This is a genomic window from Edwardsiella hoshinae NBRC 105699 = ATCC 33379, from assembly GCF_000474215.1.
GTDB lineage: Bacteria > Pseudomonadota > Gammaproteobacteria > Enterobacterales > Enterobacteriaceae > Edwardsiella > Edwardsiella hoshinae.
The window spans coordinates 104,280-117,776 of sequence record NZ_BAUC01000023.1 but is presented as its reverse complement, the minus strand read 5'-3'; the positions used below and the strand labels follow the sequence as shown (position 1 = coordinate 117,776).

11 protein-coding genes are annotated in these 13,497 nt (G+C 58.3%); 6 read left to right on the top strand and 5 right to left on the bottom strand.

Translation table 11 applies throughout. The features are described 5' to 3' along the window. Positions 1 to 13: 13 nt before the first annotated feature. The 4 genes from EHO01S_RS11510 to xdhA all read right to left on the bottom strand — a co-directional run bounded on the left by EHO01S_RS11510 (position 14) and on the right by xdhA (position 4,402). A complete protein-coding gene (locus tag EHO01S_RS11510; protein ID WP_024524092.1) occupies positions 14 to 568 on the bottom strand; it encodes a YbhB/YbcL family Raf kinase inhibitor-like protein in 555 nt (184 codons plus the stop codon). A gap of 166 nt (positions 569 to 734) precedes the next feature. Next, positions 735 to 1,229, bottom strand: coding sequence for a xanthine dehydrogenase iron sulfur-binding subunit XdhC (gene xdhC / locus EHO01S_RS11505; protein ID WP_024524091.1), 495 nt, complete (start codon positions 1,227 to 1,229; stop codon positions 735 to 737). Next, positions 1,226 to 2,104 (bottom strand): xanthine dehydrogenase FAD-binding subunit XdhB, encoded by an 879-nt coding sequence (gene xdhB, locus EHO01S_RS11500; RefSeq protein ID WP_024524090.1) that lies wholly within the window; start codon positions 2,102 to 2,104, stop codon positions 1,226 to 1,228. The genes xdhC and xdhB overlap by 4 nt, the downstream gene beginning before the upstream one ends. Before the next feature lie 6 nt (positions 2,105 to 2,110). Then, positions 2,111 to 4,402: a xanthine dehydrogenase molybdenum-binding subunit XdhA gene (gene xdhA / locus EHO01S_RS11495; protein WP_024524089.1), complete on the bottom strand. Its 2,292-nt coding sequence runs from the start codon at positions 4,400 to 4,402 to the stop codon at positions 2,111 to 2,113. 452 nt (positions 4,403 to 4,854) lie between these two features. On the opposite strand from xdhA, the gene dapB reads away from it, so the two are divergent. The 6 genes from dapB to folA all read left to right on the top strand — a co-directional run bounded on the left by dapB (position 4,855) and on the right by folA (position 12,595). Then, positions 4,855 to 5,673, top strand: coding sequence for a 4-hydroxy-tetrahydrodipicolinate reductase (dapB, locus tag EHO01S_RS11490; protein WP_024524088.1), 819 nt, complete (start codon positions 4,855 to 4,857; stop codon positions 5,671 to 5,673). Positions 5,674 to 6,139: 466 nt separating this feature from the next. Then, on the top strand, positions 6,140 to 7,297 hold the full coding sequence (gene carA, locus EHO01S_RS11485; protein ID WP_035370528.1) for a glutamine-hydrolyzing carbamoyl-phosphate synthase small subunit: 1,158 nt from the start codon (positions 6,140 to 6,142) through the stop codon (positions 7,295 to 7,297). 19 nt (positions 7,298 to 7,316) lie between these two features. Next, positions 7,317 to 10,538 (top strand): carbamoyl-phosphate synthase large subunit, encoded by a 3,222-nt coding sequence (gene carB / locus EHO01S_RS11480; RefSeq protein ID WP_024524086.1) that lies wholly within the window; start codon positions 7,317 to 7,319, stop codon positions 10,536 to 10,538. 213 nt (positions 10,539 to 10,751) lie between these two features. Beyond that, complete coding sequence (locus tag EHO01S_RS11475; RefSeq protein WP_024524085.1) at positions 10,752 to 11,522, top strand: threonine/serine exporter family protein; 771 nt, start codon at positions 10,752 to 10,754, stop codon at positions 11,520 to 11,522. Beyond that, positions 11,522 to 11,986, top strand: coding sequence for a threonine/serine exporter (locus EHO01S_RS11470; RefSeq protein ID WP_035370516.1), 465 nt, complete (start codon positions 11,522 to 11,524; stop codon positions 11,984 to 11,986). Before EHO01S_RS11475 ends, EHO01S_RS11470 begins: the two co-directional genes overlap by 1 nt. Before the next feature lie 126 nt (positions 11,987 to 12,112). Beyond that, positions 12,113 to 12,595, top strand: a complete 483-nt coding sequence (gene folA / locus EHO01S_RS11465) for a type 3 dihydrofolate reductase (protein ID WP_024524083.1) — start codon at positions 12,113 to 12,115, stop codon at positions 12,593 to 12,595. Between the two features lie 59 nt (positions 12,596 to 12,654). Here folA and apaH read toward each other — a convergent pair whose 3' ends face one another. After that, positions 12,655 to 13,494 (bottom strand): bis(5'-nucleosyl)-tetraphosphatase (symmetrical) ApaH, encoded by an 840-nt coding sequence (gene apaH / locus EHO01S_RS11460; RefSeq protein ID WP_024524082.1) that lies wholly within the window; start codon positions 13,492 to 13,494, stop codon positions 12,655 to 12,657. Positions 13,495 to 13,497 lie beyond the last annotated feature (3 nt).

Here is a 13,497-nt window from a genome sequence, read left to right as displayed (position 1 = left end):
CGTGACGGTGGGTTTAACGCATATTGGTCGGCGCGGTCAGGCGCGCCTCGCCAATTTTGTGTTGCAGAATGAAGTAACCGGCATAGGCGGGAGACGCGTGAGGTGGGATGTCGAGTTTCGCCACATTTAGCGCATACACCGTGATCTGGTAATTATGCGGTTTGGCGCCCGGCGGTGGACAGGCACCACCGAAGCCGTCATAGCCAAAGTCGTTACGTAGTTGGATGGCTCCCTTGGGGAGATCTTTACTGCCCTTCTCGCCGACATTCTGTGCCAAGCTATGCGTTGAGGCCGGAATATCGACCATTACCCAATGCCACCAACCACTGCCCGTAGGGGCGTCGGGATCATACATGGTAACAGCGAAACTCTTGGTTCCGGCGGGGATATCGCCCCAACTTAAGGCCGGTGAGATGTTCTTTCCGCTGCACCCCCAGGCGTTAAAGATCTGGGCTTTTTGCAGCGACTGACCGTTCTCCACCGTTGGACTGCTGAGCGTCATCGCTTGTGCGCTCATGCTTAACCCGCCGGCGACCAGCAGGCATACCAGTGCTTTCTTTGCAAACATACACGGTCTCCCATGGATTGTGTGGTAGTGCTTGGTTTGTTCTCTTCGCGTCTTGAGCATAGACGCTGTGCGGGGAACCACCAGTTTATCGTGTGACTTTTGTGGGGACGTCGAGGAGCTATCGCAACGCTCCCGCGCAGGCGGATGACTGCGCGGGAGGAGAAGGTTAAGACGAAGAGTCGTCCGTCGCCCGCTGGCAGGCATCGACGGCACGTACGATGGCCTGATAGCCGGTGCAACGGCATAGGTTACCGGATAGACCGCGGCGGATCTCCTCATGGGTCAGCGGGCGGCTACGCGGCTTGGCCAATAGCGCATGGGTTGCCACCACTAAGCCGGGGGTGCAGAAACCGCATTGAACCGCGCCGGCATCGACATAGGCTTGCTGTACCGGCGATAGCCCCTGTGGCTTGCCCAGCCCCTCGGCGGTGACGATCTGTTTGCCGTCGGCCCACAACGCCAGATAGAGGCAGCTATCGGTCGCTATGCCATCGATCAGGACGCTACAGGCACCACATTCGCCGACACAGCAGCCTTGTTTGACGCTGGTCAGGCCATGCTCACGCAGCAGTTCCAGAAGGGACATGGCCGGCGAGACGCAGAACTGATAGCGTTTACCGTTGATCTGACAACTGATTTCAACCCATTCTTTGACATTCATGCAATCTCTCCTCCCGCACGCTGTACGGCCAGGGTGATGGCTCGCTGCGCTAAGGTACGGATCAGGTGTAAACGGAATTCCTTTTCTGCGCGCCAGGACGAGCGCGGCGAGACATCGCGGGCCACGGCCTCACTCACCGCCGCCAGTGTCTGGCGGCTCAGAGGTTGGTCGATGGCGCAAGACTCTGCCTGCGGACAGCGGATCGGTGTCGGCGCCGCGACGCCATAGGCCAGGCGTAGCTCGCTGAAGCGCCCGTCCGCGATGCGGCACAACGCCGCGCAGCCGATAGTGGCGATATCCATGGCTCCCCGCATGGCGTACTTGATGTAGGCGCTGCCGCAGTCGCGGTGATCGGCGGGATGGAAGTGGAAAGCCAACAGGATCTCGCCTGGCGTCAGGGCGACTTTGCCCGGGCCGGTATGGAAGCCATCGATTGGGCGTAGGATGACGCCGTTGGGCGTTAGGATCTCAAGTTGAGCTTTGAGCGCCACGCTGGGGGCCGCAGAGTCGGCGCTGGTGGCGCCGTTACAGATGTTGCCGCCATAGGTGGCGACGTTACGGATCTGTGGGCCGGCGATGGTGGCGGCGGCTTCGGCCAACATCGGCAGGCGTGCCTGGATCAGCGGATGTTCGATAAGTTGGCTGAAGGTGGTGCCGGAACCGATACGCAGGGTGCCATCTTCCAGTTCGCGGATACCGCAGAGCTCGGCTAAGCCGTGGATATCGACGATGTGGGCATAGTGTGCGTTGTGATGATGCAACTGGATCAGCACATCGGTGCCGCCAGCGAGCAGACGGCTGTCCGGGTAGGCCAGCATCAGTTCGCTGGCGTGGCGCGCGCTGGTGGCGCGTAGATAGCGTTGAATATCATACATGAAGCATTACTCCCTGATCAGTCCGGCCTGCACAAACTCGCGATACAGCGTTTTCGGGGTGAGCGGCAGTGCGTTGATCGCGACGCCGGTCGCCATGCGGATCGCGTTACGGATAGCCGGTCCCGGCGAGATGATCGGGGGCTCACCCAACGCCTTATGACCATAGGCCGACTGCGGCTCGTAGGTCTCGACGAAGGCACACTCCAGATCCGGCAGATCGACGCAGGTGGGGAACTTGTAATCGAGCAGATTGGGGTTGCGGACGACGCCGCTGTGTTCGTCGATGATCATCTCTTCGAATAACGCCCAACCGATCCCCATGCCCATGCCGCCATGAACCTGTCCCTCGGCCAGTTGCGGGTTGAGAATACGCCCGGAGTCATGCAGGTTCAGGATACGGTTGATGGTGACCTGACACAGATCGATGTCGACACTGAGATCGACGAAAGTGCAGCCGAAGGCTGGCGGGTTGGTGGTGGTCTTATGCGAGACCTCCGCCAGGATCTGTGCGCCGATCTCCTGGTGATAGTAGGCCTGCATCGACACGTCGGCGACACTCATCAACACCTGTTCTGGTTGCATCGCCATGACCACATTGCCATCACGCAGAGTCAGTCCCCACTCGGGCTGGTGACTGAGTAACGCGGCGTGCGCCAGGATCTTCTGACGTAGCTGCTCGGCTGCCTGGCGGATAGCGGGGGCCGCGACATAACTCTGCCGTGAGGCGAAAGCCCCGGGATCGAAGGCGGTGATATCGGTGTCTTGTGTCGAGATGACCCGGATCTGTGTAAACGGGATCCCCAGGGTTTCCGCCGCCATCTGGGCGAAGACTGTGTCGGAACCTTGGCCGATTTCGGTGGCGCCGATCTGCAAGTTCACCGTACCGTCCTGATTGAGCAGCATGCGCGCGCCAGCGATCTCAACACCGACCGGATAGGTATTGGAGCCATAACTGAAACAGGCGACACCGATACCGCGCCGCAGGCGTGCATCCGCATCTTGGGCCAGGCAAGCGGCTCGGCGCTGATCCCATTCGAACAGGGTACGTCCTTTCTCAAGACATTCGCTCAGACCGGCGCTGTAGATGGTCTTACCGTTGACGGGGTTGCGATCGCCTTGGCGGGCGACGTTACGTAGACGCACCTCTAGCGGATCTAATCCCAGGCTGACGGCAGCATCATCCATCAGGCACTCCAGGGCGAAATCGACCTGTGGCGCGCCATAGCCCCGCATCGCCCCGGCGGCGGGAAGGTTGGTGTATACCGTGTCGGCGCAATAACCGAAAGCACTGCGTGGGTAGAGGTAGCTGATCTTATTGGCCCCGGCGGCGGCGATGGAGTGCCCATGCGAGGCATAGGCGCCGGTATTGGACAAGACATTCAGCCGGTAGCCCAGCAATTGCCCATCGCGCTGCATGCCTAAACGTGCATCGATACTGAAGGCGTGGCGAGTGCGCGTAGCGACAAAGCACTCTTCGCGGCTCAGGCTGACTTTCACCGGCTTACCACCAAGGCGTAGCGTCAGGAAGGCCGCCATCGGCTCCTCCAATACATCCTGCTTATTACCGAAGCCACCACCGATGTAGGGTTTGATCACGCGAACATGTGACCAGGGCAAGCTGAGGGCCTGAGCGACGGTACGACGCACGATCTGGGGGATCTGGGTACTGGATACGATGACCACATGGCCGGGTTGCTCCATGTAGGCATAGCAAGTGACGCCTTCCATATGGCAGTGCTGCACCACCGGAGTCTCGTAATGCCCCGCGAATTGCCGCTCGGCGGCGGCGATACGCGCATCCGGCTCGCCGGCGTCGATCTCGCTGTGACGCAACAGATTTCCGTTAGGATGGAGCGCAGGCGCCCCCTCGGCTAAGGCGGCTTGTGGCCGCGTCAGTACCGGCAACGCTTCATAGCTGACCTGCACCCGTGCCGCGGCGCGCTCGGCGCTCAACAGATCGCGTGCCACCACGATAGCGACACCGTCGCCGAAGTGGCGTACATGGTCGGTAAGCAGATGACGATCGGCGACGTCGTGTTTCGCGGGATCCAGAGACCAGGCGTGCCCGGCGGTGGGAAAGGGCGTCTGCGGGACGTCATAACAGGTGAAGATGGCCTCGACACCCGGCATCGCAGCGGCCTCGCGGGTATCGATGGCAGTAACCTTGCCGTGGGCGATGCGGCTGCGAACATAACAGGCGTGGAGCATGCCGGGCATCATCATATCATCGGTATAACGTGCCTGTCCGGTGACCTTGGCTTCGGCATCAACCCGCCGTAGCGGTGATCCTAAAGACATAGTGTTCTCCTGTGAGGAAATAAGCCTGGGGGGATGGTTCAAAGCAGCAAGATATGCGCCAGACTCCTTGATAATAGGGGAGATATCCTCATAACTGTGAGTCAGATCGAGATATACCCGGAAAATTATGATGCCCTAAGGCGGGAAAAAACGGGCTGTATATCACTTTGAGAGTGATAAGGGGGTATTTTTGATAGTTTTTCTCTCAAAGTGATAGCATTATCATGCTTCGTTATAGGGTGTGATTTGCATAATTATGCGTATTGATTCTGGCTGTTGCTTACCGGTGCGGCGTGGGGGGAATGGCGAGTGAACTTTCTAATGATAGGCGATTTCCACTGGCTCGCGGCGCAGAGTGTCGCTAACCTGCAAGAGCGCGTTAGCGCCGCGCGATCCGGCATGTGACCATGTCAATGGCGTGATGCGTAAGACAACAACGAGGGATACTGACGATGGTAGAACAGATTCGGGTGGCCGTGGCGGGAGCCGGCGGCCGTATGGGCCGTCAGCTGATCGCGGCGGCGCAGGCGATGCCTGGCGTGACGTTAACTGCCGCCTTAGAGCGTGAGGGATCGAGTCTGCTAGGTTGTGACGCGGGTGAGTTAGCCGGTTGCGGTGCATTGGGCGTGGTGGTGGAGAGCGCCTTGGCGCGTGTCGTCGATCAGTTTGATGTTTTGATTGATTTTACCCGTCCACAGGCGACCCTGGCGCATTTGGATTTCTGTCGGATGCACGGTAAGGCGATGGTGATCGGTACCACCGGTTTTAGTGGGGCTGAGAAAGCGATGATCAGTGCGGCAGCACAGACGAGTGCCATCGTCTTCGCTGCCAATTTTAGCGTCGGTGTCAATGTGATGCTGCGTTTGTTGGCGAAGGCGAGCCAAGTGATGGGCGACTATTGCGATATCGAGATCGTGGAAGCGCATCATCGTCATAAGGTCGATGCGCCTTCTGGGACGGCATTGGCAATGGGGGAAACCATCGCCGCCACCTTGGGTCATAGTCTCGCCAGCTGCGCGGTGTACAGTCGCCAGGGGCAGACTGGGGAGCGTATTCCCGGTAGCATCGGTTTTGCCACCGTGCGGGCTGGCGATATCGTCGGCGAGCATACGGCGATCTTTGCCGATATCGGTGAACGCTTAGAGATCACGCATAAAGCCTCTAGCCGGATGACCTTTGCCAACGGTGCGTTGCGTGCGGCCCAGTGGGTAGTACAGCAACCTGCCGGTTTATATGATATGTGTGATGTTTTGGCGTTAGATACCTTGTAAATGCCCGATTAAGGCATAATTTATTGCGTGGTTTATTTTATTAAGGTGATGAAAATAATGATTTTTTATCACCTTTTTGTTTTCATGCGCCTTATTTTTCTTTTTATCGATAATGTCGCTAATTGTTTCACTCTTCTGTTTTTTATCCCCCGCCAAACCGTGTGTGCCTTGATTTTTTCAGTGAAAAAACGCATTATAGCGTCATTGCCTTTAATATGTGTCTTTGGCAACCGTTTTCTACTTTCCTAATAAATGTGTTTTTGAGCGCTTCGCTTAAAAAACACATCCAACATCGTAAAAAAACATAAAAAACTCGTCTTTCATCTGGACAATGCCCGGGTGCGTCATTAGAATGCGCGCAATTTGTCAGAAATTCGCCGCAATGAGCACGTTGCCCATTGATTCAGATGACGATGTCTGAATTAATATGCAGTCATTGTGATTGGATATTACTTTGGAGGGTGTTTTGATTAAGTCAGCGCTTTTGGTTCTGGAAGACGGAACCCAGTTTCACGGCAGGTCGATCGGAGCGGATGGATCGGCTGTGGGGGAAGTGGTCTTCAATACCTCGATGACCGGTTACCAAGAAATCCTCACCGACCCCTCCTATTCCCGTCAGATCGTTACCCTTACTTATCCCCATATTGGCAATGTCGGCACTAACGCCGCCGATGAGGAATCCTCTGCCGTACATGCCCAGGGGCTGATCGTGCGTGACCTGCCGCTGATAGCCAGTAATTTCCGTAGTCAGGAGAGCCTCTCCGACTACTTGCGTCGTCATCAGGTGGTCGCCATCGCCGATATTGATACGCGTAAGCTGACCCGCCTGCTGCGCGAGAAAGGGGCGCAGAATGGTTGTATCATCACGGCCGAACCCGGGTGTGAGCCGGATGCCGCGTTGGCGCTGATGCAAGCGCAAGCCTTCCCTGGTCTGAAGGGGATGGATTTAGCCAAAGAGGTTACCACGCCGCAGCCCTATGCGTGGTGTCAGGGCAGTTGGACCTTGAACGAAGGCCTGCTGGCACTGCGCGACGCCGCGGCGCTGCCCTACCATGTGGTGGCCTATGACTTTGGCGTCAAGCGCAACATCCTACGTATGCTGGTGGATCGCGGCTGCCGTTTGACGGTTGTTCCGGCACAGACGCCAGCACAAGCGGTGCTGGCGCTTAACCCGGATGGCATTTTCCTCTCCAACGGCCCTGGCGACCCGGCGCCGTGTACCTATGCCATTGAGGCTATCGCTACTTTCCTGCGTGGTGAGATCCCGCTGTTCGGTATCTGTCTGGGGCATCAGCTGTTGGCGTTGGCCAGTGGCGCTCAGACGGTGAAGATGAAGTTCGGCCACCACGGCGGTAACCATCCGGTGAAGGATCTGGATCATGACCGAGTGATGATCACGGCGCAAAACCACGGCTTCGCCGTCGATGAAGCGACGCTACCGGCGACACTGCGTGCGACCCATAAGTCGCTGTTCGATGGCTCGCTACAAGGTATCCATCGTACCGACCGTCCGGCCTTCAGCTTCCAGGGCCATCCAGAGGCTAGCCCCGGACCGCATGATGCCGCGCCGCTGTTCGACCACTTTATCGCATTGATTGAAAACTACCGCCGTAGCGCTAAGTAATCAGGGAGCCTGAACAACCATGCCAAAACGTACTGATATTAAAAGCATCCTGATCCTGGGCGCCGGCCCGATCGTCATCGGCCAGGCGTGTGAATTCGATTACTCCGGCGCACAGGCCTGCAAGGCGCTGCGTGAAGAGGGCTATCGTGTCATCCTGGTCAACTCAAATCCGGCTACCATCATGACCGATCCGGAGATGGCCGACGCCACCTACATAGAGCCGATCCATTGGGAGGTGGTGCGTAAGATTATCGAGAAAGAGCGTCCGGACGCGGTGCTACCCACCATGGGGGGGCAGACGGCGTTGAACTGTGCGTTGGAGCTGGAGCGCCAAGGGGTGTTGGCCGAGTTTGGCGTCACCATGATCGGCGCGACCGCCGATGCCATCGATAAGGCCGAGGATCGCCGACGCTTCGATCAGGCGATGAAAAAAATTGGTTTGGATACCGCGCGCTCCGGCATCGCCCATAGTATGGAAGAGGCTTTGGCGGTGGCTGAGCAGGTGGGTTTCCCCTGTATCATTCGGCCCTCGTTCACCATGGGCGGTACAGGCGGCGGCATTGCTTATAACCGCGAAGAGTTTGAAGAGATCTGTGAGCGCGGTCTGGATCTATCACCGACCAACGAGTTGCTGATCGACGAGTCGTTGATCGGATGGAAAGAGTATGAGATGGAGGTGGTGCGCGATAAGAACGACAATTGCATCATCATCTGCTCCATCGAAAACCTCGACCCGATGGGGATCCACACTGGGGATTCGATCACCGTCGCCCCGGCACAGACCCTGACGGATAAAGAGTATCAAATCATGCGTAACGCCTCGATGGCGGTACTGCGTGAGATCGGTGTCGAAACCGGTGGCTCCAACGTGCAGTTCGCGGTCAATCCGAAAAATGGGCGGTTGATCGTCATCGAAATGAACCCGCGCGTATCGCGCTCCTCCGCGCTGGCCTCCAAGGCGACCGGTTTTCCCATCGCCAAGGTCGCCGCCAAACTGGCGGTGGGGTACACCTTAGATGAGCTGATGAATGATATCACCGGTGGCCGCACCCCGGCCTCTTTCGAGCCCTCTATCGACTACGTGGTTACCAAGATCCCGCGTTTTAACTTCGAGAAGTTCGCCGGCGCCAACGATCGTCTGACCACGCAGATGAAATCGGTGGGGGAGGTGATGGCCATCGGTCGTACCCAGCAGGAGTCGCTTCAAAAGGCGCTGCGTGGCTTGGAGGTGGGCGCGAGTGGCTTCGATCCCAAGGTTAATCTGGACGATCCGCAGGCGCTGACCAAGATCCGCCGCGAGCTGAAGGATGCCGGTGCCGAGCGTATCTGGTATATCGCCGATGCCTTCCGCGCAGGTCTGTCAGTGGATGGGGTGTTTAACCTCACTAACATTGATCGCTGGTTCTTGGTGCAGATCGAGGAACTGGTACGCCTGGAAGAGCGGGTCGCCGAGGTCGGTATCAACGGCCTGAACGCGCCTTTCCTGCGCCAACTGAAGCGCAAGGGGTTCGCCGATGCACGTTTGGCTCGTCTGGCCGGCGTGGCGGAGAGTGAAATTCGCAAGCTGCGTCATAAGCTGGGGCTGCATCCGGTGTATAAGCGCGTCGATACCTGCGCCGCCGAGTTTGCCACCGATACTGCCTATATGTACTCCACCTATGAGGAGGAGTGTGAAGCCAATCCGCACCACGATCGGCCGAAGATCATGGTGTTGGGCGGTGGGCCGAATCGTATTGGTCAGGGGATCGAGTTCGACTACTGCTGTGTGCATGCGGCGCTGGCCCTGCGCGAAGATGGTTACGAGACCATCATGGTCAACTGTAACCCAGAGACCGTCTCCACGGACTACGATACCTCCGACCGTCTCTACTTTGAGCCGGTAACGCTGGAGGACGTGCTGGAGATCGTCGCCGTCGAACAGCCGCAAGGGGTGATCGTGCAGTATGGCGGACAGACGCCGCTGAAACTGGCGCGGGCGCTGGAGGCGGCCGGGGTGCCGGTTATCGGCACCAGCCCGGATGCCATCGACCGAGCCGAAGACCGCGAGCGCTTTCAACAGGCCGTCAATCGTTTGGGGCTGAAGCAACCGGCCAATGCTACGGTGACCGCTATCGAGCAGGCGGTGGAGAAGGGGGCCCAGATCGGTTATCCGTTGGTGGTGCGCCCCTCCTATGTCCTCGGCGGACGGGCGATGGAAATCGTTTACGATGAGAGCGATCTGCGCCGTTACTTCCAGACCGCAGTCAGCGTTTCCAACGATGCGCCGGTGCTGCTGGATCATTTCCTGGATGATGCCGTTGAGGTGGATGTCGATGCCATCTGCGACGGTGAGCAGGTGTTGATCGGCGGTATCATGGAGCACATCGAACAGGCGGGGGTGCACTCCGGTGACTCCGCCTGCTCGCTGCCAGCCTATACCCTGAGCGCGGAGATTCAAGATGAGTTACGCCGCCAGGCGGAGAAACTGGCGATGGAGCTGTGTGTGCGCGGTCTGATGAACGTACAGTTCGCCGTTAAGGATAACGAAGTGTACCTGATCGAGGTGAACCCGCGCGCCGCTCGCACTGTCCCGTTCGTCTCCAAGGCGACCGGTGTCCCGCTGGCCAAGGTGGCGGCCCGAGTGATGGTAGGCCAGACACTGGCGCAACAAGGCGTCACCGAAGAAGTGATCCCGCCGTACTATTCGGTCAAGGAGGTGGTGCTGCCGTTCAACAAGTTCCCCGGCGTCGACCCGATCCTCGGGCCGGAGATGCGCTCTACCGGCGAGGTGATGGGGGTTGGCCGAACCTTTGCCGAGGCTTTCGCCAAGGCGATGCTCGGCAGCCAATCCCAGGTGAAAAAGCCGGGCCGTGCCCTGCTGTCGGTACGCGAAGGGGACAAGCACCGGGTGGTGGATCTGGCGGCCAAGCTGCTCAAGCAGGGCTTCGAGCTGGATGCGACCCATGGTACCGCCGTGGTATTGGGAGAGGCCGGGATCAACCCGCGTCTGGTCAATAAGGTTCACGAGGGGCGCCCGCACATTCAGGATCGCATTAAGAATGGCGAGTATACTTACATCGTGAATACCACCGCCGGACGTCAGGCGATCGAGGACTCTAAGCTGATCCGTCGCAGCGCACTACAGTATAAGGTGCACTATGACACCACGTTGAATGGCGGTTTCGCCACGGCGATGGCGCTTAATGCCGACCCGACCGAACAGGTGGTTTCGCTACAGGAGATGCACGCGCGTCTACAGTAACGTCAACGCAGCTTTACGAGGCCCGGCATTGCTGGGCCTTTTTCATTCGCGCATCGATTCGTTGCGAGGGATGGGCGCAATAGGTTACGCCACCTGTGCCATTGTGGCACAATAAATCGCCATGGCGAGGTGAGGGTCGAGCCATGGTAACCCCGTGTCCACGATCACAACGGATACGGAGCGATGATAAGGCGGCCCGGACAGGAGTCGATTGTGGAGTATGATCACCAGCGGGAAGTGACCCGTTTGTGTATTTACTGTGCCCTTTTTTTACTACAACATGGCGCGGAAAGCATGTTAGTCGAGCAGCTTTCTACCCGCCTGGGGTTGGCGCTGGGCGTGGATAGTGTCGAGAGCTCTATTTCGGCCAACGCGGTGGTGCTCACCACCATAAAGGAGGGACGTTGCCTGACGTCAACGCGTAAGAATATCGATCGCGGCATTAACATGCATGTGGTGACGGAGGTGCAGCATATTGTGATCATGGTAGAGCACCAACTGTTAGATATTCGCGATGTGCGTAAACGCTTCGAGCATATTCGTCCGCTGCGCTATCCGCGAGCGTTGGTGGTACTGATGGTAGGACTATCCTGTGCCTGTTTCTGTAAGCTCAACGGAGGCGGATGGGACGGTTCACTGGTCGCGTTTTTTGCCAGTGCGGTGGCAATGTACTTCCGCCAGGTGATGACGCATCGCCAATTAAATCCCCTGATTAATTTTTGCTTCACCGCCTTTATCGCTACTTCAGTCTCTGGCGGACTGCTGCAACTCTCCGCCTTTTCACAGACATCGGTGATTGCGATGGCGGCCAGTACCCTGTTGCTGGTGCCGGGTTTTCCCCTGATCAATGCCGTGGCGGATATGTTTAAGGGGCACGTCAATACCGGCCTGGCGCGTTGGGCGATGGCGACCTTACTGACGCTCGCGACCTGTCTGGGGGTGGTGATGGCGTTGTCGCTGTGGGGACTACAAGGGTGGGCATGATGACGCTGTTGTTGCAACTGCTACAGGATATGCTATTGGCGGCGGTGCCGGCACTTGGCTTCGCCATGGTGTTCAACGTGCCGACGCGGGCACTGGGTTACTGCGCGCTCTTAGGAGCCATCGGTCATGGTGCGCGTTGGTTCATGATGACCCTAGGGATGAACATCGAGTGGGCCTCATTGTTGGCGGCGATCCTGATCGGTATCATCGGCATTCAGTGGTCGCGCTGGTTGCTGGCGCACCCAAAAGTCTTTACCGTGGCGGCGGTGATCCCGATGTTCCCCGGGATCTATGCCTACCGGGCGATGATCGCAGTGGTGGAGATCTCTCATACCGGCTACAGTGAACCGTTGTTCGCCAATGTGGTGACCAACTTCCTTAAGGCGTCGTTTATCGTTGGCGCGCTCTCTGTGGGTCTGTCACTACCGGGAATATGGCTATATCGTAAGCGCCCCGGGGTGTAAACGGCGCGATGCACCCTGGCAAGATTTTAGCGGGGTAGGGGAAAAATCCCTCACCTGGGCTATCGACGCTGCTATGCCCTTTCCGTATAGTGTGCGCACTTTTTCTCCCAGACAGGACAGACAAGCATGATTATCAGCCTGATCGCCGCGCTGAGCGCGGATCGCGTGATCGGCATGGAGAACGCGATGCCATGGCATTTACCCGCCGATCTCGCCTGGTTTAAGCGTAATACGCTGGCAAAACCGGTGGTAATGGGACGTAAGACCTACGAGTCTATCGGTCGCCCGCTGCCGGGGCGACATAATATCGTGTTGAGCCATTGGCCAGGCCAGGATGCGCGGGTGACGTGGGTGAGTACGCCACAGGCCGCTTTGGCGGCGGCGGCGGGGGCGGACGAGGTGATGATCATCGGTGGCGGTACCCTTTACCAGCAATTCTTGCCGCTGGCGTCTCGCCTCTATCTGACCCATGTGGATGCCGATGTCGCCGGGGATACTTACTTCCCCGATTATGCCTCGGAGGAGTGGCAGACTCGCTTTAGCGAGTTTCACGATGCGGATGGCGATAACACGCATCCCTATTGCTTCGAGATCCTCGAACGGCGTTAATCGAGAGATAATTGCCCTGTGTTGACGCGCCCCCGCGAGAGATGGGGCGCGAGTTGCGCTTAAGCTCTCTTGTCATGACGTGCAGCACGCTGTGAGGGCACATGGAAATAACGCCCATCCTCCCAACGCAGCGCGGTCAGCGTTCCCCCCCAACAGCAACCCGTATCTAGGGCGTAGACCTGTGCGGGGGTACCCCGGCCTTCCAATGATGCCCAGTGGCCGAAGGCGATACGGTAACCTGCCGCCAACACCGGACTGTCGAGATCGAACCAGGGACGCAACGGTGCTGGCGCTTCGCCTGGCGCATCCTTACAGATCATGTCCAGTTCGCCGCCCGGGAAGCAGTAACGCATGCGGGTGAAGGCGTTGGTACTGAAACGGAGGCGAGCCAGTCCGCTGAGAGATTCGCTCCAATTATTCGGCATGTCGCCGTACATGGCGTTCAGGAAATAGGGATAGCTGTCGCTGGCCAGCACTGCTTCCACCTCGCGCGCGCAGCGTTGGGCGCAGGCCAGATCCCATTGCGGGCTGATACCCGCGTGCGCCATCACTAAGCGTAATGACTCATCGACCTGCAACACCGGCTGGCGACGTAGCCAGTTGATCAGGCTGTCGGCGTCGTCGGCGGCTAGCAGCGGGCTCAGCTTATCCTTGGGTTTGTTGCGACTGATGCCCGCGTAAACCGCCAGCAGATGCAGATCGTGATTGCCTAGCACCAGGCGTACACTGTCGCCGAGGGATTTGACATAGCGCAGCACCGCCAGTGAGTCGGGGCCGCGGGCCACCAAATCGCCGGTCAGCCACAAGGTATCACGGGTGGGATCGAAGTCCGCCAGAGACAGCAGGTCGCGCAGTTCCTGGTAGCAGCCATGAACGTCGCCAATAAGCAGTGTCGACATAAA

Coding starts and splice junctions, on each gene's coding strand:
- folA (WP_024524083.1), top strand. CDS start 12,113: ATGATTATCAGCCTGATCGCCGCGCTGAGCGCGGATCGCGTGATCGGC.
- xdhA (WP_024524089.1), bottom strand. CDS start 4,402: ATGTCTTTAGGATCACCGCTACGGCGGGTTGATGCCGAAGCCAAGGTC.
- EHO01S_RS11470 (WP_035370516.1), top strand. CDS start 11,522: ATGACGCTGTTGTTGCAACTGCTACAGGATATGCTATTGGCGGCGGTG.
- carB (WP_024524086.1), top strand. CDS start 7,317: ATGCCAAAACGTACTGATATTAAAAGCATCCTGATCCTGGGCGCCGGC.
- dapB (WP_024524088.1), top strand. CDS start 4,855: ATGGTAGAACAGATTCGGGTGGCCGTGGCGGGAGCCGGCGGCCGTATG.
- EHO01S_RS11510 (WP_024524092.1), bottom strand. CDS start 568: ATGTTTGCAAAGAAAGCACTGGTATGCCTGCTGGTCGCCGGCGGGTTA.
- xdhC (WP_024524091.1), bottom strand. CDS start 1,229: ATGAATGTCAAAGAATGGGTTGAAATCAGTTGTCAGATCAACGGTAAA.
- apaH (WP_024524082.1), bottom strand. CDS start 13,494: ATGTCGACACTGCTTATTGGCGACGTTCATGGCTGCTACCAGGAACTG.
- xdhB (WP_024524090.1), bottom strand. CDS start 2,104: ATGTATGATATTCAACGCTATCTACGCGCCACCAGCGCGCGCCACGCC.